The following is a 24,082-nucleotide window of genomic DNA, read 5'->3' on the forward strand; positions in this document are numbered from 1 at the left end:
GCACGAAAAACCCGGAGTAGGCAAATCCTGAAAAGGTGAGCGGGATTGTACAATTATAAATACAATGGCAAAGAACTCCAAGAGACCGGAATGTATGACTACGGCGCAAGATTCTATATGCCGGATATTGGAAGATGGGGTGTGGTAGATCCGCTGACGGAAAAAATGACTCGTCATAGTCCTTACAATTACGCATTTAATAATCCGATTAGGTTTACTGATCCTGATGGTAGAGTTCCTGTTGATGATCATTTTAATAAATATGGGCGTTATATCGGAACAGATAATAAAAGCACCAATAATGTAGTTGTCCATACTAATAGCTCTGCTACAAAATTATCTCAATTAAAAGGCAATACAGGTGCTGCAAGTTTATCTCAATTAGATTACAGCAGTCGTGGAACAACTAAAGCAGTATCAAATTTATTATCACATTATTCTAGTGAAAAAGGTATATCCGGATACACAGGTGTATATAAAGGATCACGAGGGTCTGCTTTAACTAGTTCTAGTGGTAATGTTTTCTTTAATACAAAACATTTAAGTAAAGGGACTTATGATAATGCTTACAATATCAGATACACATTAAATCATGAGGGAGGAAAATTAGGGCATAAAAATGAAAATATTAACCCTGATGATTATACTTTTGTAGATCATGCAAAAGTTTATTTGAATGAAGCTAGAAACCCTGACTTTGGTAAGACAACACAGGGATATAGATACGGACAGGCAGCAAGTTTTGGTCAACGAGTACTCAATGCAGCGGAAAAAGAATCAAGTTATGGTAATAATCCTATGAATATGATCAATGAATATAATAATAGTACAGGAAATACAGGAGGTGTGACCATTACTACATACAACGGAGGAAATAATTTACCAACAAGTACAATAATCACTGTAACAGTAGGAAATAGCACTTATCCATCAAAACCATATGAAAATATTAAACATTCCCAAGATTAGCCTTTTTCTTTTTATTGTTTTTGCATGTAAAGAAAATAAGCAGGAGAAAATAAAGTCAGTTTTTGCAGGAGAAACAAGTAAAAAATGGTATGCCTATAGTATTGACAGCGTACATTATTCTCAAGGGTTTTATCCTTTTCGAGTAAAAGAATTTTTTAAAGACGGAAGACAGATTCAATATATCAATAATTCTACGACCAAGAATTTAGATACCATACCGAAAGATGATCTATATAATCCTGAAAAATGGTTTATTATCAATGATTCTGTTGTTGCTATTGGTTCTGTAAGAAACCCTAAAAGTGGATATTACCATAAGGACACTCGGAAGATACTTTACTATAATAAAGACACTATTATATTACAGGGAACAAAACGTAATAATTATGAAGGAGTTTTAATCTTAACACGCTATAAGGAAAAAGAAAAACGAATAAATAAGTAAACCAAAGCCACTCATTGAGTGGTTTTGTTAGTTTTACGAATACGCTTTTTTCGCTTTATAATCCCTTATTTGGCAAACATCTTCTTTAAGCGGTAGTTTTCAGGTTCTAATTCCTTAATTTTTTGCAGTTCTTTTGTAGAACTGATCCCGCCGAATCTCTTTTTCCAATCATGCAATGTTTGATAGTGAAAACCATATTTCCGAGATAATTCTTTTGCTGTTTGTCCTGACTTATACTCTTGTAAATTGCCAAAATCTGGATTTCTGTGAATTTACCTATTCACATAACCTAAAATTAATCGTTTTTGTTAGCAATTTTAAGGATAAAATGTCCAGTTTTTGGGAGAATTATATTATTGATAAATATGAACAGAAAAAAAGTGAGAAATTTATCTATGATTTCAAATTACTTTATGGTTTTACTAAAGCTGAATAATAAAATAAATTGATCATCCTGAGCGCTTAAACTGAATCTCAAAATCACTATTGGTTAATGTATACTGTAAAATGGTAGAAAACTGTTTGTTAATTAATCTCAACTCTGAAATTCATTCACTCCATCTTTAGAGATCTTATTAACCTGTTTATTCATTACTCTCTTATTATTTTATATAAAACTTAAACATTTAACAAAATAAACCAGTAAAAAGGCAGCTAAGGTACAGCTCCCATCCATTTCTTTCCCAGTCAAAAGACTACGGCATAAACGGTTTCCTCCCTAAAGGTACCCTCCAATTATTCCGTTTCCTTTTGGCTTTCCCCCTTTGTCCGCTATGATTATCTGCTTTCTTTTTTCCGGTTTTTCTTTTGAAAAATATTCGACGAAGCCCAGAGGGGGCTTTCAGAGAAAGGACGGTGAAGAGATTGAGAACAATTCAAAGTGTACAATCTTAAAAACAACGATTATGAACATTATCGGAAGACTGACAAGAGATGCGGAAGTTCGCAACTTGTCCAATGAAAAGCAGGTGGTCAATTTTTCAATTGCTACCAATGACAATTATCGCAACAAGCTAGGCGAACGGATCGAACAGACCACCTATTTTGAATGCGCCTATTGGATTTCTCCAAAGGTAGCAGACTTTTTAACAAAAGGTACATTGGTAGAATTAAGCGGACGAGTCTATACTTCTGCATGGATAGGGAAGGACGGGGAACCTCATGCAGGCCTAAATTTCCATACTTCACAAATTAAAGTGCATAGCAGTGGGAAAAAGAGTGATATTAAAAAATCTGATTCGAAGAAACCAGATAAAAAAGCAAATTCTAAATCCAAATCTGATGACAGCGACAAAGAAGATGATTTACCATTTTAAAACAATTACACACAATTTTCTAACAATAAAATTTTAACATCATGGCACATAATTTAAATTTCAACAACAGAACAGGAAAATATTCATTTTTCAGCGTAAAGGAAAAAGCATGGCATAACTTGGGGCAGATCGTACAGGAGTACCCGACAAGTGAACAAGCCATCAAATTTGCAGGACTAGACTACGAGGTTGAAAAGTCTCCCCTGTTTACAAAAGGTGCAGGCATTATAGAAAATAGCAACGGAATAGAAATAACCGATTCAGCATTGGAAGTCCCGAACTATTTAGCCAACATTCGTACCGATAACAACACAGTTTTGGGAGTGGTCGGCAAAGATTACCACATTGTACAAAACCGCGAGACCTTTTCTTTCTTTGACTCTATAATAGGCGGTGGAGATGGAATTCTGTACGAGACTGCCGGAGCTTTAGGAAATGGTGAAAGAATTTTTATTACGGCTAAACTTCCTGACTATATTCGTGTAGGAAATGGTGATGATATAACGGAAAAATATATTTTTCTTACCACCTCCCACGATGGAAGCGGAAGCATAACCGCCGCCTTTACTTCGGTACGCATTGTCTGTCAAAACACTTTAAACGCATCATTGAAAGACATGAGCAATGTCGTACGAATCAGACATACAGCGGGAGCAAAACAGCGTTTGGAAGATGCTCACAAAGTAATGGGTTTAGCCAATCAATTAAGTAATGAATTAGAAAACACTTTTAATCATTGGGCAAAAATAACCGTCGGAGACTATGAAATGAAAAGACTGATTCAGTTGGCCCTTTGTCCTAATAAAGAAACTCTAACTCATTTACAGAAAGGAAATTTTGATGAAATTTCAACACTCTTTAAAAATACGGTAGATGATGCTTTTGCCTATGCAATGATTAGTGAAAGTCAGCAAATGGAAACTACCAAAGGAACTTTATTCGGTGCTTACAATGCGGTGACAGGTTTTTATAAGAATGTTAAAACATATAAAGACGATGAAACCAAATTACAGTCTATTGTCATGGGTGGAACTGCTCAAATGAAATCTCAAAAAGCTTTTGAGCTGTGCGAGAAGTTTGCAGGTTTCGGAGCTGATTCAATTTTGATGAACTAACTTTTTATAATTACGGGAAAAACAAATCTCTGCCGTATTCAGAGTACAAAATATGAAATTCAATATTGTAAACGAAATAAAACTAAGCTATTCAAGAAAGGGAAATTGTGAAAAGCTGATTACAACTTCACGGGATGCTGTCAAAATTTTTAAAGAGCATTTTGATAGTGAGGAAATAGATTACCGAGAATCTTTTTTTGCCCTTTATTTAAATCAGGCAAACAGAGTTTTAGGAATAAAGAAAATTTCTGAATCTGGAATTTCGTCAACGATTGTTGATGTCAGAATCATTATGCAGGCTGCACTTTTGTGTAATGCATCAGGAATTATTTTAGCACATAATCATCCATCGGGTAATCTGAAACCATCGCAGGAAGACTTAAATATTACACAGAAGATTAAAGAAGCTTCGCAGTTGTTGAATATTCAATTGCTCGACCATTGTATATTAACTTCTAGTGCTTATATATCGTTTGCAGATGACGGACATTTGTAAATATATAGAAATGAAAACGGCAATCTTTAGGTTGCCGTTTTTTCATCTCGGGCGAAAAGACAATTCCTTCCTGTGGTCGGAAACGTCTTTTCGCATTTTTCAAGGAGCAATAACTTTGATGAATTTGTTCTTAGTAATTCAAATTTTCATCAAAGATATTGCAGGTTATGATGTGGTCTATTTAAGATAGTCCGATAATTTTTTAAGTCCGAAAAAAGAAAATTTCTCTTTACTATCGAAAACTTCTTTTTTGTATGCAAAAGTAACCCAATACTCCATCAGCACAGTCCTGCAGCTTTATTAAGTTACCTCTTAATAATTACTTTTATTTGCAAATTGTACGCTTTCTAATCAATGAAAAATCCCACAATTTTAGTGGGATGTGTTACTGCTAATCTTTAGTATTAAATTGAAAACTAATGGGTCTTTCATTTCCAAAACTATCGTAAATCCAGACATCAAAACTCTGTGAAACAGTTGATGTTGAGGTGTAATACAGTCTAAATTCTTTTTCGCTAAGCTCGTATGAATCATTGGGTTTGTATGGTAGCTCATCATTATAACGAAGTGTTCCACTGCCATCAAACTGAAAATACCTGAGATAATAGTTAGTTTCGGTATAGTGACCTTTTGGAACGATTTTCAGTCTGATTTCAACAGTTTCTCCAGTAGCAATATCTTTTGGAATTGGCATAATATGAAGCTCGAATGGGAAATTTTGCTGTATCTCCAATTCATCTGTTGAGCAGGATGACAGACTCAATTCAAAAAGTATCATGACCGGAATAAGCAGCAGTAAGGCAAGCCCTTTTTTTATGATGATTTTAATATTTTTCATGGGTAAATTTTATAAATTAATTCTTATTCCAAGACCTGCAGAAGGCCTGATCAGTTCACGGGAGGAATTCCACAGAGCCTTTGCTTTTACATGAGGGAGCAAAACAATTCGGTCTGAAAGATAAATTTCTATAGAAACTGTCCCGCCGGCTCCATAAACAAAATTGGATTCACTTAAAATCTCAGCTCCGTCAAAAAGCAGATTATTTCCTTTATTAATGCTCTCAAACCCTGCTGTGGCAGATAACGAGAAGTTAAATAACAAGTTCTTTTTGCGATCTGATATAAGATTAAAACTGTAACCTGCTTCGGCAAGGAAAGTTTCAATCGGTATTAAGACGGTTTTATAGTTATGTTTCTCATTCTGGTATTCAAAACTGAAAAAGCTATAATTTCCTTTCCCTGACTGATTCGTTATTGTTGTGTTGAGAAAGTAATTCTCGCTTTTAGAATCATTTAAAAGAAATCCGGCATTCAATTCAATCGCTTTCTGTGTAGGAATTAACCGCTGAGCTTTTGCTGTTAAGCTCATCAGAAATAAGCTTATGACATAAAAATGTAGCCTTTTCATGTTATTTCAGTTTTAGATTGATATCTTTAAAAACAGATGCACCAATCAGGTCGTTGTTGGTAACCTGCATTTTTAAATTCCGACCGCCTTTTTTTTCTAAAATTTCTATTTCTAAGATTTGACCTTCCATCAGCGTAAACTGATCCAACAGGAAAATATCAAGTGCTTCATCATGTTCTTCCACCTTGGCGATTGTAGAATAATTTCTAAGCGGAGACAATATCCTGTCCTGTACCACTGTTCTTTTTATTTTCTTCTCATCAACAATCTTAAAATTTATGAAATCAACGGGATAGGGAATGTTTCCGGAGTTTTTTAGGTGTATAATAAAATAGTATTTACCTTCATGCACATACAAACCCCGAAGCAAAAACTGAATTCCAAAGCTTCTGTTTCCGATGTGCTTGATGGTCCTTTTTGGATTTTTGTACAAGTTCTGCATGATCAGTTCTGTCAGAGAAGATGTGCTTCCATCCATCTCATCAAAAGTCACATCTGCAGCATATTCCTTTTCATTATTACGCTGGAGTTTAAGCAGATCATAGTTTAAAGTGTCTGGGTAAGAGCTGTAAAAAACATCGAAGCTGTAAAACTTCCCATCTTCAGTGACCACTGAGAAATTGGTTTCTTCTTCAAAATCTCTTGTTGATGCTTTTACCCTTAAAACATTCGCAACATCATCAGCCTTGTTGGCAATCAGGTTTTCACTTCCTAAATCAACATATCTAATAGGTGAAGGAAATAATAAGTGTGTTGTTTTGTTGTAGGTAACTTCCATTTTGTAGGGTTCAAGTCTTCCCTGGTTCAGTGACATCAAACCATCTTTATCCTGTGCATTGACTGAATGGTTGATGATCAACAACAGCAGAGTGATCCATTTATTTAAAGTATTTTTCATTGAATTTTAATTTATTAAGGATTAATTTTTAGCTACCAAAAGAATTTGATGACCGGCTTTTACAGTTACTTTAGGCATTCTGACCTTTCTTTGAAAATATCCCGAAACTCCCTGAACAACGCCGCGGGTTAAATCAGAAGCGATTTGCTGACCTGCAGATTGAGTCATCATGATGTTTGTTCCTGATGACTGGCTCATATTGGCAACGATATCATTCACAGCATTTTGTTCCGGTGTGTAAGGAATATCTAAACCCAGTTGACCATCATTATCGTGAATACTGATGTCGACATTTTGAATAGAGCCTCGATATTCGATACTGGATATTTTTAATTGCAATCTTCCACTCTGAAATTTGCATGATGCTTTCAATAAAGTTCCCTCTCGAATTAATGTTCGACCTAGTAGCATTGGTTCAGAAAGTCGTAATGAAATGAAACTCTCAGCAGTGACCAGCTGGGTTTGATGAATGACTGCTCGGATGCTGTTTTGGGTAATTTGATTGTTGTCCTGATAACCTTGTATACCTATGAAATTGTTTTTGCTCAAGCTCGCTAGAAACGCACTGTCACCAGGCTCACGGTACAAAGCAGATACTACACTTTTGTTGAGTTGCGTTACTGAATTAATCTTAACCTTTGGTTCTGTTAGCTCAGATTTTACAGAGGTATCAGATGGTTTTGTTTGTGTAATATTTCCATTTTGATGAGGAGATGATGGAAGATATTTTGCTGCAAGCTGGTACGACTTTTCCATCAGTTCCAACTGTTCATTAATTCCGCTACCTTTTGGCGTAGAATTATTCTGCAGAGATTCATTTTTTAATCTCGAAATCTCTTTTTTCAAGTTACTTACTTCCTGATCATCCCGACTGTAAAAGTTTCCCAAAGTCTGTTGCGCATTACGGTAACTGTTCATCGCATTTTGGTCGCCATGCGTCAGCATTCCTGGCTTGTCGGTCGAGTTGAATTGGGTGGATTGACCTGGTGAAAGATTTGTTGCCTGACCATCATTCCAGTAATCAGATAATGAATTCAAAGTGTTTCTTTTTTCTTCATTTTTCTGTTCCAACAGTTGCTGTTCGTAAGCTTTCTGCTTATCAGACTGCAGTTTGTCATCAGCGGCCTGTGGAACTGCTGAATTAAAACCGATATCCTCAATGAGAAGATTCTTTTCTTTGGGTTTAAAAATGAGATAGAGACAACCCGCACAGACAACAGCCATTAAGAAATAGATAAGTGGTTTTTTGAATTTTTCAAATCTCTGCAGATTGCTCAATGACTGTTCCTCGTTAGCCATTCTATCGGAATTGCCTTCGGTAAGTCGAATCTGGTTTCTGTTCTCGTTATTCATCCTGATGGGTTTTAGTAATTATACTTTGAGGAATTCCCTGAATATGACTAATAGAAAGGATATTGTTTCCGTTAGACGTTTCGTACCAAATGTAGGTGATGGTTAAAACGGTCAGCACCACATAAATTCCCAAAAAAAACTTTGTCAATGTTCTCTGTCTGCTGTAGCTTAAAGATTTCCAGCGGTTTTCGATTGAGTTGATATATTGGTCAACTGCTATTCTGAATTTTTTCATACTATACATTTTAGCGGTCAACAGTTTCGATATCTTTATTTTCAATAACATTGAATTTTTCCATCGTAAATCCCTGAGGATTATTATCAGACCTTACCGAGTTGACAAGTACACAGCTGGTAATTAAACTTCTCTTGGTCAGATTGCTGGATCTGTAGATAAACTGCTTTGCGAAGGTCTGAACCTGGTAAGGATAGCTGTCAAAGTTGGCAGAAACACTGTCGATCTCAATTCTCTGCTGGATATTCCCTGAAATAATTCTGTTGTAATATCCTTTTTCTGAAAGGTCTTTGTAATAATTAAAAGCAGACTGGTCAGCTAAATTGAATGCTCTTTTTACATTACTTTCTATCGCATTTTTATCCGGTGCAATCGTAAAGAAGAGTTCATGAAAACGTCTCACATGCTCCCTTGCTTCTACAGGGCGGTTTAACGACATATCCTGAGATAAGGCAACCATCAATGATTTTCCGTTATCCAATACATAAATTTTCTGACGCTGTTCTTCGGCAAACTCGTATGATTTGTATACAACAACCCCTACAACTCCAAAACATAACAGGGCAAAAATAAAAGTGAATAATCTGATTTGCCTGAAACTGTTTTCGATATTTTTTAAGATTTTAAATTCCATTTTTTTGTTTTAATTATTTTAATAACCTTCCTGAAATATTTCCTGTTGCTGAACCGGCAGCTGCTCCTGCAATGTTTCCGGACTTCGATGCGGTCTGATTGACATTGCGCATAAAGTTTCCGGCACCTCCTGCCTGAATAACCCAGCCTGTTACGGTTGGAACAGTGAAATACCCAATAATTCCGATAATCATGTAGATGATGTAAACAGTGTTGGACGTATCCGGAATAAAATTAGGATCAGCGAGCATCTCTATGTCCCGTTCCAAAATCAACGTCTGTATTTTTGCCAGGATAGCACTGAAAATATCAGCAACAGGTAGCCATAAATACACGCTGATGTATCTGGTCAACCACTGCGTGAGTGTTGATTGAAATCCATCCCAAACCGATATTGCAAAGGCAATTGGACCGAGTATGGACAGAACAATTAAGAAAAAAGTTCTGATGGTATCAATAACGAGTGCTGCTGCCTGAAAGAGAATTTCCAGAAATTCTCTAAAGCCATCCCTGATTTGTTTTTTAACTTCAAACATCTGTCTTTCCATATACATTCCTGACATCGTTACCAGATCCGATGGAGACCATCCCAGTTCTTCCAGTTTTTTATCAAACTCATCATCTGAGATCAGATAGGCCATTTCAGGATTTATGAGCATGGCTTCTCTTTCCAATAAATCTTTTTTCTGCTGAAGTTCATTCATATCCAAAACCTGATCCTCCAACATGGAATGACTGCCTTGAACAACGGGGCTTAAAACCCCGTTGATACTTCCTAAAACCAATGTTGAAAAAAACATAATGCAGATTCCGATAGCAAATGGTCTCAACATAGGAAATAGATCAATGGGTTCAGCACGGCTTAGTGCCTGCCAAACTTTTATGGCTACATAAAAAAGTGCTCCCAATCCTGCAACACCCTTTGCGACTGCTGCCATATCTGCACACATCGGCATCATCTCATCATAGACTGTTCTTAAAACTTCGTGTAAGTTTGTAGGCTCCATCTTACCAGTATTTTTGATTCGACGTTCCGTAAAGATCAAGCACCCGTTGGGTGTTGTTCTGCTTCTTGGCTCTCAGGTAACTGACAGAAATATTCTTGTTAGTATAATAGCGAACCAGATTGTGATAATCTTTAACAGCCTTGTATACTTTATCAATGATATCCATTCTTTCTTTATCATTTAATGAAAGACTGCTGGTATTGACAATCTGTTTAAGCTCTTTTAAAAGTTCTGTACTTTCATTCAGTAATGTGGAATAGCCGTTCGCAATAGCAGTCAGTTCCTGAGCATTAAAGTTGGGATCATTCAACATTTTCCCGAAATTGTTCACATACATTTCAGAAACATCGCCAACCAGTAATACAGTCTGCTGAACTTTTCTTGCATCCTTGACGAGATTGTTCACAGCTTTGAGTTTATCATAATATTCCTTACCTTGTTCGTAGACTTTCTTGACTTCATTGAAGTTTTTGACCACATTGGAAACTGTATTTGATGTCTGAACAATTTCGTTTGCTGAATTCAAAATTCCTGAAGCCAGATTGGCTGGGTCTGTCACTACAAACTGTGCTTTTGCTGTGGAGGTCAACGCCACCGCTGTAACCATCATCGTGGTCATGATTAAATTTTTCATTGTTGTAAAATTTTAATTGATTAATTTTCTTTTGTCGATTTGATCCGCTTTAGCGAAATCCTCTTGATTGCATTCTCGACATTGCCATCAAGTTCGGAGGCCAGGTTCATGACTTCCATTTTTTCTGTTTCTTCCGTCGTGTAGGCAAGATATTCTTCCGTGGAAACTTCCGTAGCGTAGACTGCTGAATGCGTTCCTCCCAATCCAATCCAGACTTCTTTGTAAAGTCTTCTCGGATCATTGTTCATATTGATGGAAAGTACCTGAGCTTTTTCTTTATCCGTTAAACCCAGCATCGCCTGGATATCATCAAACTTGTTCATGTACTTTCGCTGATCCAGTAAAATCTTACAGTCGGAATTGTTGATGATACTTTCCTTGACAATTGGAGACTGGATGATATCATCTACTTCCTGGGTAACTACGATGGCTTCGCCGAAGAATTTTCTGACGGTCTTGAACAGATACTTGATATATTCTGCCATACCTTCTTTGGCAATAGCTTTCCATGCTTCTTCTATGAGGATCAGTTTTCTGATTCCTTTGAGTCTGCGCATTTTGTTGATAAAGACTTCCATAATGATGATGGTCACAATAGGAAATAGGATTTTATGGTCTTTGATGGCATCAATCTCAAATACAATAAACCTTTTGGATAAAAGATCAAGCTGTTTGTCTGAGTTGAGCAGGTAATCATATTCTCCTCCTTTATAATAGGGTTCGAGAACATTCAGAAAGTTGGCGATATCGAAATCTTTTTCACGTACTTTTTTCTGTTCCAGTACTGCCTGATAATCATCTTTTACGTAGTCGTAAAAGCCATTTAATGATGGTAGATGTTCCGTTTTTTTGATCTGCTCGATATAGCCGCTGACAGCATTGGACAATGCGACTTCTTCCGATCTTGTAGGCGGTTCATCATCTCTTTTCCATAAGGTTAAAATCAAAGTTTTGATGCTTTCTCTTTTCTCAATATCAAAGATTCCGTCATCAGTATAGAAAGGATTGAAAGCAATCGGATTGTCCTCAGTGTAGGTAAAGTACACGCCGTCCTCTCCTTTGGTTTTTCCTTTAATGAGTTCACACAACCCCTGATAGGAGTTTCCGGTGTCTACCAGTAAGACATGAGCTCCCTGCTCGTAATACTGTCTGACCATGTGGTTGGTGAAAAAAGATTTACCGCTTCCTGAGGGTCCGAGAATAAATTTATTACGGTTGGTGATGATGCCCTGCTTCATCGGCAGATCTGAAATATCCAGATGAATGGGTTTGCCGGTTAACCGGTCAGCCATCTTGATCCCGAATGGTGAGGGTGAATTTTGATAGTTGGTCTCTTCGGTAAAGAAGCACAGCGCGGGCTCAATGAAAGTGTAGAAACTTTCTTCACTTGGAAAATCACCTGCGTTTCCCGGAATTCCTGACCAATACAAGGTAGCAACATCTGTCGTATTATGACGGGGTTTGCATTCCATTAATGCCAAAGCACTTCCTGTATCATTTTTCAGTTGTTTGAGTTCTGATGCCTGATCTGACCAGGACATCACATTGAAATGGGCACGGATGGATTGAAGACCGAATGAATGGGCTTCATTGAGGTATTTTTCAATCCACTCCTTGTTGATCTGGTTCGCCCGGCTGTATCTTGCCAGTGAGTGCATATTTCTGGCGGACTTTTCAAATTTGCTGAGATTATCTTCACTATGGTCAATAAACAGATATTGATTGTAAATGTGATTGCAGTTGAGTAAAAGTCCTACCGGTGAAGCAAATGACAGCAGACAGTCACTTCGGTCTGTGCTTAGTTTTTCATAACGGCTGTGAGGAGAGACTGTTCCTGGAAGATAATCAGTGTCAGATAATGTGTGCATGCTAATTCGGTTATTGCCGATCCGCATTTCTTCTGCGCCCAAGTTGATGTCCTGAAGGGATGGATTGATTTCTCTGGATAAAGTAAGGTACTGCTCCAAAAGTCCTGACTGATCTTTTGTTCCGGTGATCTCATCTTCCGTCATTCTTTCCAATCTCACATAACTGCTGTCATTCATGATTCTTTCGAACTGATCAACCGCTTCCATGAATCTGCCAATAACTTCTTTATCCCTGAGTTCTTTTGGAATGAGTTTTCCTTTGCATAAGGATGAGAAATTACTCTGCATTCTCATTCTTTCTTTGCTGGTTTTGGTAATGAAGAGATAACAGTAATGATTCAGAAAAGGTCTTTCATTGAAATGTCTTTCAAAAGATTTGGACAAAAAACTCTGATCTTCTTGTGATAAGTCCGGATTATAATTTTCTTTGATAAACCAATCCTGCTTATGAACGATACTATAATCAGGTAATGTTTTGACTGCCTTGAACCATGCGGAATGGATGGCCTCATATTCTGCGGAAGCAACGGTAAACAGCTCGGGTAACCTCACTTTGAAACAGACCGTAACATCAGCGTCTTTTGAAATAATACAATTATCCTCTACTGCTAATAGTGGGAACCTGCTTTCCAAAGTTGCTGCTTTTGATATATTTCTCATGCTTCAGCTTTTTTAGAATTGCTTTTGATGTATCTGAAGATGGACTTTCGGCTGATGATGTATCGGGGATGCTTTTTGTTTGCACCCAGTTTCATCAATCCGTGTTCTCCATATTTTCTGTTGAGTGAGAAAGTCTGCCAAATCAGTAAACTGGCGCTAATACCTCCTAATCCCAAACAGAAATAAGTACTGACTCCTGCCATATACATAATCATTATGACAATCAAAAGACCTAAAAGACCCCCTGCGAAAATGAATAGGTACTGCGCTTTTAATCCTTTGAACTCTACGGTTCTTCCGATTCCTTTATTGATGTTATAGGTATTCATAATCATCATTTTTAAAGGAAGAATGAACGGAGGATAGTGGCTGCAACAATCAGGAAGATACAGGCTCCGAACCAGCTTGCAGCGGTTTTGCTGGTGTCGGGGTCACCACTGCTGAATTTGTTGTACACTTTGACTCCTCCTATGAGTCCGACGACTGCTCCAATGGCATAAATGAGTTGAGTAGCTGGCTCAAAATAAGAGGTGACCATCTGAGTGGCTTCATTGATTCCGGCAGTTCCGTTTCCCTGAGCGGATAAAGGGATGGTCATTAGTAAAGCCAATGCTGAAATCAGAAGCTTTTTTCTTTGTTTTTCCATAATGTAAACAGTTTAAATTGTTAGCATTACCCACAGTATGTGGGCTTTGGAGACAAAGGTGGTTGGTAAGCTTATGAGAAATTAGGATATGGCTTTTGTAGCGTTTATTTGGCAATCAATGGAATATTATTATGGTGAAATATTTAATTTTTTGAGATTGTATTTTTTAATATTTTTACATGAAAATCTCTATTACGGGAGTTTAAATAAAATATTATTGATGAATACTGAATGGCTCAACTTAAGACCTTTTAATGGGGATATAAAAAATGGTTTCGAAGAATTGGTTTGCCAACTAGCACGAACAGAAGAAATTCAAAATCGAAAAAAATTCATTAGAGTTGCAGCTCCAGATGGAGGTGTAGAATCATATTGTGTTTTAGATAATGGGGATGAATATGGTTGGCAGGCAAAGTATTTTTCATCGATGGCTGATAGTCAGTGGAAACAATTGACAAAATCATTTAAGAAAGCTATAGAAAAGCACCCTAACCTTACAAGATATTATATTTGTATACCATTAGATAGGCAAGATCCAAGATTAGAAGACCAAAAGTGGTTCATGGATCGATGGAATGATTATGTAAAAGAATGGACAGATTACGCAAACTCTTTGGGTAAATCTGTCGAATTTATCTATTGGGGTAATTCTGAAATTTTTGACCGTTTAGCGAAACCAGTAAATGAAGGGAAAATAAAATTTTGGTTTCAAAAAGATGAATTTTCAGACTCATGGTTTAAAAAAAAGCTAAATCACAGCATATTAAATCTTGAAAAGCGTTATACACCGGACAATAATGTTGACTTACCTATCGCAAAAATATTTGATGGGCTTGCAAGAGATAGCTTTTTTCAAAAACAATTCAATAATTATTATCATGATTTTATAAAAAAACTAAAGAGGGTATATTCATTGAAACTTGAGGGAGCAGCCGTAGAACTATGTGAAAAAATTCAGACCTGTGGTTTGAGCGTTGTCAACGAAATAGATTCTATAGATTTTGAAGAAGTTTCATTTATTGATAAAGAAAAGATAGTAGGAGAGATTAGCGTTTGTGAGGAATTTGTAGAAAATCTAATTGGTTATTTCTATAAGATGGATTACGAAGTAAAGCAAGAAAGAAAAACAAATAATCAGTACAATTCACCTAAGAGTACCTATAATAGCCAAATTAGAGATTGTAACAATTTAATTTCTGCTATCAGTGAATTACATAGTTTTTTAAATAGTCCCACAGTTTTTTTATCAAACACACCGAGATTAATTTTATCAGGAGAGGTAGGCGTTGGAAAATCTCACCTCCTTGCAGATATTGCTAAAATTAGAGAAAAAAGAGGGCAATATTCTATTTTGCTATTGGGACAGCATTTTTCAACAGCAGAAGATCCTTGGTCGCAGATCAAAAAACTACTTGATTTATCCGGTAATGTAAATGAGTTTTTAGGAGCGTTAAATGCAAAAGCCGAAAGTACTACTTCCAGGCTCATCATATTTATTGATGCAATTAATGAAGGTCTTGGTAAAACTATTTGGAAGAATCATCTATTAACTTTTTTAGATAATTTTTCAAGATTTCCTAATGTTGGTGTTGTTCTAAGTGTTCGAAAATCATATGAAAGGATGCTAGTTTCAGAAGCTATTCACAAGGGAAATATTGCGTTGCGCATTCAGCACTATGGATTTTCTAATCATGAATATGATGCAACAAAGATATATTTTAGAAACCACGGTATTAAAGAACCAAGCATACCTCTCCTTCACCCCGAATTTTCAAACCCTTTATTTTTAAGGTTATTTTGTGAAGGATTAAGTAAGAAAGGATTGCAGGAAATTCCTGATGGGTATGAAGGAATTACTAAAATTATGGACTTTTTTTTAGATGCTGTAAATGAGGCGATTTCAGATAAACATAATATTCCTGTAAAATTAAATCTTGTTCAAAAAATTGTTCAAAAAATTGCAGAAGAAATTATGGAGACCAATAATTCTTTTTTACCATTTGATCATGCCTTTGATTTTATTATCCAAATGAAAGAATGCAATTCTGTTAAGGATAAATCTCAATTTTTTCAGGATATAATTTCTGAAGGAGTTTTAACTGAAAATGTATTGTATAAAGACTCTGAACATGTTGCTTGTGTATATATTTCTTATGAAAGATTCAGTGATCACTTGATAGCAAAGTATTATATTGAAAAATATCTAAATCAAAAAAATCCTAAGTCGTCATTTAGCAAAGATTCTAATTTAGTTAAAGGGTTAAAAAAAATAGGAGAAAAGTTAGGATTCAAGTTTACTCCCAAAAAACTACTTGAACTCATAAAAGATGAATATTCTGCAGACGATAAAAAGGGGATTATTGAAGCGTTATCTATACAGCTACCAGAAGTTATTGGACGAGAATTATATGATTTAGTTCCTAAACAAGTAAAAGAATTTAGTTCAGTAGCTGATTCTTTATTACAAAGTATAATATGGAGAAGAGCTGATACGATAAGTAAAACGACGGAAGATTACATTAATGAAACTGTTAAAAACAAGGTAATTCATTATAATCAATTTTTTTCTACGATATTACAGGTTTCTGCAAATCCTAAAAATCATTTTAACAGTGACTTTCTTCATCATAAGCTCTCAAAGCTAAGTATGGCGGATAGAGATGCTTGGTGGATACGTTTCGTTAATGAGCATTTTGAGGATTACTATATGAAGCAACCTCAGATAAAAAGACTGATTAATTGGTCGTGGAACGAGTATCCGAAGGACTTTGTTTCGGATGAATCTATTCAACTGTTAAGTCAAATGATAGTTTGGTTATTAGGAAGCTCAAACAGAGTTCTGCGTGATTCTGCAACAAAAGCATTAGTATGCCTTTTGGAAGATAGAATACCCGTTTTAATAAATCTTATCAATAAATTTAGTGATGTTAATGATTCTTATATTTTACAGAGAATATATGCTGTAGCGTATGGTTGTGCCTTAAGAACAAATGACAAAAATCAACTTAAAAATTTAGGAGAATGTGTTTATGAAAATATTTTTTCCAAAGAAAACATAATCCCCGACATTCTTTTGAGAGATTATGCGAGAGGAGTTATTGAATTCGCAATATATAACGGCCATGATTTTAATTTTGATACTGAGAAAGTAAGACCTCCTTATAGAAGTATTTTACCAGAAAGTTTTCCGACAAATGAAGAGATTGATCAATATACCTTTGAGTATAACGACACTGGTTATAAACCGCATTATCGAAGCCAAAATCAAATTCTTAAATCAATGATAACTGAGTATGGCAGATCAACGGGAGGATACGGAGACTTTGGAAGATATGTTTTCCAAAGTGGCTTAAGTAGATGGAGGATTGATGAAAATGTTTGGAGCAATTTGGCTGTACAATGGATTTTTGAAAAATATGGGTATGATGTTAACAAACACGGATATTTTGATAATGAGGTTGATTCTTCAGGGAGACATGATCACCGTACAGAACGTATTGGAAAGAAATATCAATGGATTGCATTTTATGAAATTTTGGCTATAGTTTCAGATCATTACCATCTTTATGAAAATTATTATTCGAAGGATGCTGAACCTATTAACTATGAGGGACCATGGAGTCCATATGTTCGCGATATAGATCCAACAATAATAATGAAAGATAATCCGGATGATAAACAAAGAATTTTCTGGTGGAATCCAGTTAATTTTAGTTATACTGATGATCAACCTTTGGATGAATGGATTTTTGATAGAACAAATTTTCCAAGTTTGAAGGATATTGTACAAGTTACTGATGAAAATGGTGTAGAATGGCTTGTTTTAGAATCTTATCCAGATTGGATTGAACCTTCTGAACGAGGAGAGGAAGAATTTGACAGTGAAAGAAAAAGATTATTTTTTATGCTAAGCAGTTATATTATAGAAAAATCTGAAAAAAAGCAGTTATTGGATTATTTGCAAAATAGAGAATTAGCCGGAATTCATATTCCAGAAGTGTCAAGTAGATATGAGCTGTTTAGTAGGGAATATTATTGGTCTACAGCTGAGCAAACATTTACTGTTCCTTATTATCATGGTGAGACATGGACTGAGTTATATGATGAGAAATCATCTTATAATTATATGGGACAATTAGCGAGAACTACTATTTTCTATAATTGGGAGGAAGAGTTTGATGCATCAAAAACTCAACCTATTTCTTTTCATCGACCAACTCGCTTTCTGTTCGATATCCTTGAACTTAAATATTCTGCTGCTGAAGGGACTTATGTGAATGATAGTAATGAGGTAATTTGTTTTGATCCAAATACAACAACATCTACTATTTCGTCTCTTTTAGTTAGAAAGAAAGATTTGTTAGAAGCTTTAGAAAAAAATGATTTAGACATCATTTGGGCATCTATGGGAGAGAAGTTAACGATAGGGGGTGATTTTAGAAGTTGGAACGGTAGGTTAAATATCTATGACATTCTTCATTTTGGTGAAGAAAATGTTCTACAACAAAATTCTTTTTTTAAAGAGGAAAGAAGAATAGATAAATAATACTAAACACCATAAAAAAAACCTAGCCGAAGCTAGGTAAAAACTAATAACCATGAAAACTCAAATTAAACATGAGAATCGTTTCTTTTAGAAGCAATAAGGATGCCTAAAAAATCTAAAAAAATGATAATTATTGTTATTTAATGTTAAAAAAAATAGTGCTATTAATTTTAAGTGAAATCTTCAATGTCAAATCTAGCAAGATTGCTATTTTGGTAAAAGGAAGAATTAGAATTGTTTTCAAAAGAAAGGTTAAGGTCTAATAACTCTGCTATTTTGATTGATGCCCCTTCAATAGAATTTTCTAATAAATTGAATAATTCGGTTCCATTTAATTTTTGAATAATATTTGCCGCTGTTTCCATTTGATATAATTCTGAATTTTGATCTTTCAGAAATGCCTCCACGGTATTTAATTCTTCAAAGGTTACCCCTGTGGCTAAACCGTTATCATTATCGAAAATTTGATATTGACTCCATTCTTCTTCCTCTTCCTCAAAATCTAGAGTACTTCTGAAAATGTCATCTAATTCTTCCTGCGTAATTTGAATATCAACTTTTTTATCGTTGATTTCTTCTTCAAAATTAGAATTTCTATGCGTTTGTTTTTCAATATGAGACTCTCCGTCGTTGTTTGGCAACGTCTGGCTTTTTACAGATTGAGACAGTCCCATAATACTTGAAGGTGGTTTGGTATTTTCAGATGTAATTTCTTTTTCTGATCTTTTTTGAAAGACCATTTTTTCTTTCATCATCAATACAATGATAATCAGAAGGCAGACTAATATTAAAATTTCCATAATTAAAAAAGGGGTTTAAAATGTTCATTGAAGTCCGAAGTAATAGCTTCCTCAAATAGTTCAAAATGATGTTCAAGAATATTATCCAAATAAGCATAAAGAGGAATTTCATCCTTTCCTATAACCTGAATGATTCGGGATAATCTTTCATGATATTCTTTGCGGATGTAAATGGTTTTGTCTCCTCGTTTTTTCATCGAATGGCTGACAAGAAATTGTTGACCATAGCTCTCCATATTTTTCAGCTTTGAACTCTTTTTTTGATGTTGGACAGCTTTTTTTTCAAGAACAATCTTTTCATTAATTTCTGAGTTTTGAATCCCTGAATTATCGGTTTCAGGAATCTCCAAACCTTCTTTTTTTACACCATCGACCATCATGTTCATCATCAGTTCTTCGTTAATATCTGAAGTAATGTTTTTCTTGATGTTTTTTTCCATAACTAGATTTGAATGATTTTTAAAAACTCAATGAGGAAAAGGTCAAGCCTGCAGGCTTTTAATAAATTTTCATCCGCAGGTAGCAAAGTGGAACGGAAAACTGTTTTTGAATTTTCTTCACTTTCTTTTCTGAAACGGGTAGAATTTTTAATCCGACTATCCATTAAATTTAAACCCAGTTGGTGTATCAAGTCATTGTAAATGTTATACAAAGGCGTACTCTCTCTGCCATCGACCTGATTCCAGAATAAATGGATACTTTTAAGGGATGTTTCTCCTTTTTTCATAATAACATCCTGTAAAAGTTGGCTAAAAACTAATGTGCTTTCCATAACTAACCGGTCTGCTGTGATGGGGGTAAAGATATGATGCATTCCTGCCAAAGCTTTTAGGATTCCCGGAGTATTAACGGTTCCCGGAAGATCAAAAAAGATGATATCAATAGGAATAGGTGATGTTTCTGAAAATTCGTGTGCAGCTTCTAAAATATGATCTGCCTTATATTGCAGAATGGGATAAGCTTTTTTGTTGATGGTTGTAAATTGCTTGTAAGCCAGTTTTTTTAAGTGCAGATTTTCCATAACCATAGCGAGATCACGGCTTTTCATTTTCATTAAACTGTGTTGTGGAAAGTCTGCATCGAATACCGCAATATTATAGCCCAGTCGATAATGTAATATGCTCGCTAAAAGAGTCGTAAAGGTACTTTTTCCTACACCTCCTTTTTGTGATGAAAAAGCAATAAATAAAGGTTGTTTTTTGGTGTCCATATTTTAAAAATTATGATTTAAAAATTATTAATTTCATTTTTTAAGCTTGATTTCCAGCTTTCATGCATTCAGTCTCATACTCACTTTAACTGTCAGTCAGTTAGGAAAGCTATCATGCTTTCTGAGCTTCAGTTTTTCTTAGAATCAATATTTCTTGATTGCAGGATTGCTGGTTTCTTAGTTTGCTGGTATTCTGGACGGCGTGATTGAGTTCTGGCTGTCTTTCTATAATTTCAGGATCCCTGCTTTATTGATTGCCAGAATGTTTGCAATCCGGAATTCTTTCTGTTCAACGGTCATGATTGCAAGACTGCTGTACAGAATTCTTTAGCAAAGAACTCATGAATTTCTTTCGCTTCCATTAAAGTGGTTGTCTTTGACTGCGAAAGGTTGTCTTTGCGTAATCGTTCAGTAGATCGTTTGCTTTTAACTATGTTTTACTTTGTAAAACAATAACTTATAAAATATAACATGAGTCCTTCAAATCTAATTTTTGAGATAAAAGATAAAAGCATAAAGCTTTCTAAGATGGTTATAATAGTCTGTCCTGATGACAGATGTTGGTGTTCGAAGAACACAGCAAGTTGTGTTTTGAGTGCCTCATAACTGTTTTTTGTGCCTTAAAACAACTTGCTCTTGCAGAGGGCTGGAAAAAACTTCCGAAGTCAGTTTTTTATAAATTAAATTAACATAGATGGAACATAAAAAGAACATAAAACAAAACAAAGGTGGAAGAAATCCTAAGATTAATCCAAGCGTACATCGCCATGTTTTTCGGTTGACTGATGATGAAAATGCACAGCTATTAAGTCTTTTTGAAGCTTCTGGAATGAATAATAAAGCCAAATTCATTGTTTCATTATTGTTCAATAAGGAAATTAAGACAGTGAAAATTGATAAGGGAACATCTGATTTTTACATGAGGCTGACCTCTCTTTTTGGTCAGTTTCGTGCTGTAGGTGTAAATTATAATCAGGTAGTTAAACTTTTATACAGTCGTTTTACTGAGAAAAAAGCAGCCGCATTTCTATACAAGTTAGAAAAACAAACTGTTGAAGTAGCTAATCTTTGCAAGAAAATTATCGATTTAACTGAAGAATTTAATAAAAATCATCTTCAAAAATGAATTGGTATGATTGCTAAAATTGGAAGAGGAAGTAATTTATTTGGAGCTTTAGCATATAATCAGCTGAAAGTTGACAACGAAAATGGGGAAATATTATTGATGAACAAAATGATTGAAACGACAGACGGAAATTATACCGTTGCCCAATTAGTAAAATCCTTTGAACCCTATTTAATTGCCAATAAGAATACAGAGAAACCAACATTGCATATATCTCTTAACCCAGATCCTAACGATAAAGTTTCAGATGGAGATTTTGTGCAAATTGCTCAGGAATATATGAACGCAATGGGTTTCGGTGAACAGCCGTTCGTCGTGTTTAAGCATACAGATATCAGCCGTACCCATATTCACATTGTAAGTATTGGGGTTGATGAAATGGGAAAAAAAATATCGGACAAGTTTGAAAAAAGAAAGTCAATGAAAATTTGCCGTGAATTGGAACAAAAATATCAACTGTTTAGTGCTGCACATAAAGAATCTGTACAAAATGAAAAGTTTTTCAGTCCCGTAAATTATCAGTCAGGGGATGTGAAAAGTCAGCTAGCTTCTGTAATTCGGAATATTTCGAATTATTATCAATTCCAGACGATGGGAGAGTATAATGCTTTACTTTCATTGTATGACATCAGCTGCGAGAAAGTTGATAAAATAGAAAATGGAATTTTGAAGAATGGACTTTTATATTTTGCTTTGAATGATAAAGGCGAGAAAGTCAGCCAGCCTTTTAAAGCATCAGTATTTGGTAAGGATGCGGGAGTAAGGGCTCTGGATAGTCATTTTTTGAATTCGAATAACAAACTTAAATTAAGATCTGTTCATGAGACTTTAAAAGAAGCTTTAAAATTTGTAATGAAAACACAACACAATGAATCTGAATTTAAAAGTAAGCTGAAGGATATGGGAATCAGTACCGTAGTCCGACGTAATGCCTCCGGACGAATCTATGGAATCACTTTTATCGATCATCAGTCTAAGTCAGTTTGGAATGGTTCTCGACTTGGGAAGGAGTTTTCCGCTAATGCTTTTAATCAAATTTGGAATGAGGGAGTTAATCCGGAAAAACAAATAAATAATGATGGTGAAAAACAAAATATGGTTCAGAATAATTCTGAAATTTTAAATCCAGAAAAACCACATGAATTGTTTGATTTTTTAAATGATAATTCAGCTTCTAAAATAGATGAGTTCGGTAGCATTTTACCACAAATGCAAGGTGAAGACTATGAAGAATTGGATTTTGAGAATCGAATGAAAAGGAAAAGTAAGAAAAATAACAGGAGATTTAGAGGATAAGTTTTATTCTCTGTTAATAAGATATTTTAAGAACCAATTGGGAATATGATCTTCATCAACATGTAAAGTAATGATTTGATTTTCCATTTCAGCAATCATATTCATTTGGTCAGAATTGTCAAACAAATAGGCTTTATCAACCAATTGCATGGCAGGATAAAGATTTTCAAGAGTTTTAATATATCTTTCTTTAATGCTTAAATCGGGTACCGCATGTCCTCCTTTTACTACCCGGTTATTTACTCTCGAAACATTTACATCAGGATCGTCAATGCACACAAAATAAAGATAAGTTTTGTAATTCAGCTCCTTTGCTAATTTTAATTCATAGAGTTTAGAAGGATGGCTCATGACAGATTCGAAAGAAAATGATCTATTGTCTAACATTAGATGCTTTCTTATAAAAGAGGATATAAGTCCAGCAGAATAACTGTTTTTGTTTTTTGAAATATCTAAAATTACATTTTCTGAAATTTTGATTTCAAGAGAAAATCCTTTAGTTTTTGCTTTTTCAATTAAGGTTATTGAATTAGGTTCTGTAAGAAAACTATCTAAATCAGTTTGTGTGAGATCGAGGTTAAAAGAAGATAGATCTAAAAATTTTTTTTCTGAAATTTCTGATTCAATATTATCTGAATTGACAAATAATCCTGGATTGAATTTATTCTTAATGAATTCTGAAAATAAAGTAGATTTTCCAGAGCCATTAGGACCACAGAATATGCGAAGTCTTTTGGTCATAAATGTATTTTACTTCCTTTCTTTAGACCTGTTTTTTCTGAAACCACTTTAGAAATTATCCCTACCTCCTTGGTTTTATCACCTTCGATACGGTAGATTTTACCATCTCTGATTACCTCATACGAAATACCTAAAGCTCTTGAAATTCTCTGAGAATTTTCCGAAGCTCTTCTTGCAGATCGTAAAAGACTTCTGGTAGTACTTTGCAATATTCGTTTCGTTCTTTGTTTTCTTCTGTCTGACATTATTGAATAAATTGTACTTACGAATATACGAAATATTCTTTAAGAGATAATTTTGATGATTTACAAAGGTTTTGATGTAATGAAATTTTTTAAATAATTCATTTTTTTTGATATTGAATGTTTATCCAAAGATGATTTTCCAAGCAATATATTGACCTATCATCTTGTGAGATTTAATTGATTATTATTAACTTTTAAGCTTACCGAAATGGCATTAAAATAATATTCCGCTTTGCAAGAAAGATTATGAATAATAGCTATTAGAGAAATTACTCAAATTAGGAGGTGAACCTTCTTTTATGCCATTCTTATATCGCTTTGTTTGCATCTTAAAAGTGTTAACCTTAATAAACAAATTACACTGCTAATTAACGTCTATAAATAGATCTCTGATCCTCAAAGATTTTAATTAGCAATAGTACCGGTGAAACCGCA

General features: G+C 34.8%; 25 protein-coding genes and 1 pseudogene. 9 read left to right on the forward strand and 17 right to left on the reverse strand.

Annotated elements, in window-relative coordinates:
- Positions 1–48 precede the first annotated feature (48 nt).
- The 3 genes and pseudogenes from B5X64_RS23070 to B5X64_RS18230 all read left to right on the forward strand — a co-directional run.
- Positions 49–234, forward strand: a pseudogene (locus B5X64_RS23070) (RHS repeat-associated core domain-containing protein); the annotation flags it as partial.
- The gene (locus B5X64_RS22875) at positions 208–969 is read left to right on the forward strand and encodes a hypothetical protein (RefSeq protein ID WP_228419007.1); all 762 of its coding nucleotides are present in this window, start codon (positions 208–210) and stop codon (positions 967–969) included. The pseudogene B5X64_RS23070 and the gene B5X64_RS22875, both read left to right, overlap by 27 nt.
- Positions 941–1,414: a hypothetical protein gene (locus B5X64_RS18230; RefSeq protein ID WP_079466606.1), complete on the forward strand. Its 474-nt coding sequence runs from the start codon at positions 941–943 to the stop codon at positions 1,412–1,414. Before B5X64_RS22875 ends, B5X64_RS18230 begins: the two co-directional genes overlap by 29 nt.
- Before the next feature lie 65 nt (positions 1,415–1,479).
- On the opposite strand, the gene B5X64_RS23390 is transcribed toward B5X64_RS18230, so the two are convergent.
- Entirely contained in the window at positions 1,480–1,686 is a 207-nt protein-coding gene (locus B5X64_RS23390) for a transposase (protein ID WP_079466607.1), read from the reverse strand.
- A 633-nt stretch (positions 1,687–2,319) separates the two neighbouring features.
- On the opposite strand from B5X64_RS23390, the gene B5X64_RS18245 reads away from it, so the two are divergent.
- Genes B5X64_RS18245 through B5X64_RS18255 form a run of 3 tightly spaced genes read left to right on the forward strand, consistent with a single transcriptional unit; the run spans position 2,320 to position 4,341 of the window.
- Entirely contained in the window at positions 2,320–2,730 is a 411-nt protein-coding gene (locus B5X64_RS18245) for a single-stranded DNA-binding protein (RefSeq protein WP_079466657.1), read from the forward strand.
- Positions 2,731–2,771: 41 nt separating this feature from the next.
- Entirely contained in the window at positions 2,772–3,845 is a 1,074-nt protein-coding gene (locus tag B5X64_RS18250) for a DUF932 domain-containing protein (protein ID WP_079466609.1), read from the forward strand.
- Between the two features lie 52 nt (positions 3,846–3,897).
- Positions 3,898–4,341, forward strand: a complete 444-nt coding sequence (locus B5X64_RS18255; protein WP_079466610.1) for a JAB domain-containing protein — start codon at positions 3,898–3,900, stop codon at positions 4,339–4,341.
- A 391-nt stretch (positions 4,342–4,732) separates the two neighbouring features.
- Here B5X64_RS18255 and B5X64_RS18265 read toward each other — a convergent pair whose 3' ends face one another.
- Genes B5X64_RS18265 through B5X64_RS18315 form a run of 11 tightly spaced genes read right to left on the reverse strand, consistent with a single transcriptional unit; the run spans position 4,733 to position 13,683 of the window.
- On the reverse strand, positions 4,733–5,179 hold the full coding sequence (locus B5X64_RS18265; protein WP_079466612.1) for a DUF3872 domain-containing protein: 447 nt from the start codon (positions 5,177–5,179) through the stop codon (positions 4,733–4,735).
- A 9-nt stretch (positions 5,180–5,188) separates the two neighbouring features.
- Entirely contained in the window at positions 5,189–5,749 is a 561-nt protein-coding gene (locus tag B5X64_RS18270) for a conjugal transfer protein TraO (protein ID WP_079466613.1), read from the reverse strand.
- A gap of 1 nt (position 5,750) precedes the next feature.
- On the reverse strand, positions 5,751–6,647 hold the full coding sequence (traN, locus tag B5X64_RS18275) for a conjugative transposon protein TraN (protein WP_079466614.1): 897 nt from the start codon (positions 6,645–6,647) through the stop codon (positions 5,751–5,753).
- 21 nt (positions 6,648–6,668) lie between these two features.
- A complete protein-coding gene (gene traM / locus B5X64_RS18280) occupies positions 6,669–8,000 on the reverse strand; it encodes a conjugative transposon protein TraM (protein ID WP_079466615.1) in 1,332 nt (443 codons plus the stop codon).
- Positions 7,993–8,235, reverse strand: a complete 243-nt coding sequence (locus B5X64_RS18285) for a hypothetical protein (protein WP_123920938.1) — start codon at positions 8,233–8,235, stop codon at positions 7,993–7,995. The genes traM and B5X64_RS18285 overlap by 8 nt, the downstream gene beginning before the upstream one ends.
- 10 nt (positions 8,236–8,245) lie before the next feature.
- Positions 8,246–8,869, reverse strand: coding sequence for a conjugative transposon protein TraK (gene traK, locus B5X64_RS18290; protein ID WP_079466617.1), 624 nt, complete (start codon positions 8,867–8,869; stop codon positions 8,246–8,248).
- A gap of 13 nt (positions 8,870–8,882) precedes the next feature.
- Positions 8,883–9,875 (reverse strand): conjugative transposon protein TraJ, encoded by a 993-nt coding sequence (gene traJ, locus B5X64_RS18295; RefSeq protein ID WP_079466618.1) that lies wholly within the window; start codon positions 9,873–9,875, stop codon positions 8,883–8,885.
- Between the two features lies 1 nt (position 9,876).
- Entirely contained in the window at positions 9,877–10,494 is a 618-nt protein-coding gene (locus tag B5X64_RS18300; protein WP_228419011.1) for a DUF4141 domain-containing protein, read from the reverse strand.
- A gap of 35 nt (positions 10,495–10,529) precedes the next feature.
- The gene (locus B5X64_RS18305) at positions 10,530–13,037 is read right to left on the reverse strand and encodes a TraG family conjugative transposon ATPase (RefSeq protein WP_079466620.1); all 2,508 of its coding nucleotides are present in this window, start codon (positions 13,035–13,037) and stop codon (positions 10,530–10,532) included.
- Complete coding sequence (locus tag B5X64_RS18310; protein ID WP_079466658.1) at positions 13,034–13,366, reverse strand: DUF4133 domain-containing protein; 333 nt, start codon at positions 13,364–13,366, stop codon at positions 13,034–13,036. Before B5X64_RS18310 ends, B5X64_RS18305 begins: the two co-directional genes overlap by 4 nt.
- An 11-nt stretch (positions 13,367–13,377) precedes the next feature.
- Positions 13,378–13,683, reverse strand: coding sequence for a DUF4134 domain-containing protein (locus tag B5X64_RS18315; RefSeq protein ID WP_079466621.1), 306 nt, complete (start codon positions 13,681–13,683; stop codon positions 13,378–13,380).
- Between the two features lie 88 nt (positions 13,684–13,771).
- Here B5X64_RS18315 and B5X64_RS18320 point away from each other — a divergent pair, with 88 nt between their 5' ends.
- On the forward strand, positions 13,772–18,229 hold the full coding sequence (locus B5X64_RS18320; protein WP_228419001.1) for an NACHT domain-containing protein: 4,458 nt from the start codon (positions 13,772–13,774) through the stop codon (positions 18,227–18,229).
- A 170-nt stretch (positions 18,230–18,399) separates the two neighbouring features.
- On the opposite strand, the gene B5X64_RS18325 is transcribed toward B5X64_RS18320, so the two are convergent.
- Genes B5X64_RS18325 through B5X64_RS18335 form a run of 3 tightly spaced genes read right to left on the reverse strand, consistent with a single transcriptional unit; the run spans position 18,400 to position 20,239 of the window.
- Positions 18,400–19,029, reverse strand: coding sequence for a hypothetical protein (locus B5X64_RS18325; RefSeq protein WP_079466622.1), 630 nt, complete (start codon positions 19,027–19,029; stop codon positions 18,400–18,402).
- Positions 19,030–19,031: 2 nt separating this feature from the next.
- Positions 19,032–19,469, reverse strand: coding sequence for a DUF3408 domain-containing protein (locus B5X64_RS18330; RefSeq protein WP_079466623.1), 438 nt, complete (start codon positions 19,467–19,469; stop codon positions 19,032–19,034).
- Between the two features lie 2 nt (positions 19,470–19,471).
- Positions 19,472–20,239, reverse strand: a complete 768-nt coding sequence (locus tag B5X64_RS18335; RefSeq protein WP_079466624.1) for a ParA family protein — start codon at positions 20,237–20,239, stop codon at positions 19,472–19,474.
- 694 nt (positions 20,240–20,933) lie between these two features.
- Between B5X64_RS18335 and mobA the strand changes: the two genes are divergently transcribed.
- Both mobA and mobB read left to right on the forward strand, forming a co-directional pair.
- Positions 20,934–21,365 carry a conjugal transfer protein MobA gene (gene mobA, locus B5X64_RS18340; RefSeq protein ID WP_079466625.1) on the forward strand — a complete coding sequence of 144 codons (432 nt, stop codon included), beginning with the start codon at positions 20,934–20,936 and terminating at the stop codon, positions 21,363–21,365.
- A 6-nt stretch (positions 21,366–21,371) separates the two neighbouring features.
- Positions 21,372–22,661, forward strand: a complete 1,290-nt coding sequence (mobB, locus tag B5X64_RS18345) for a conjugal transfer protein MobB (RefSeq protein ID WP_079466626.1) — start codon at positions 21,372–21,374, stop codon at positions 22,659–22,661.
- Positions 22,662–22,664: 3 nt separating this feature from the next.
- Here the strand turns inward: mobB and B5X64_RS18350 are convergent, their stop codons facing one another.
- Both B5X64_RS18350 and B5X64_RS18355 read right to left on the reverse strand, forming a co-directional pair.
- Positions 22,665–23,402, reverse strand: a complete 738-nt coding sequence (locus B5X64_RS18350) for an ATPase (protein ID WP_066674533.1) — start codon at positions 23,400–23,402, stop codon at positions 22,665–22,667.
- Entirely contained in the window at positions 23,399–23,647 is a 249-nt protein-coding gene (locus B5X64_RS18355) for a hypothetical protein (protein ID WP_066674532.1), read from the reverse strand. The genes B5X64_RS18350 and B5X64_RS18355 overlap by 4 nt, the downstream gene beginning before the upstream one ends.
- Between the last annotated feature and the right edge of the window lie 435 nt (positions 23,648–24,082).

It is taken from the genome of Chryseobacterium balustinum (genome assembly GCF_900168205.1).
GTDB lineage: Bacteria > Bacteroidota > Bacteroidia > Flavobacteriales > Weeksellaceae > Chryseobacterium > Chryseobacterium balustinum.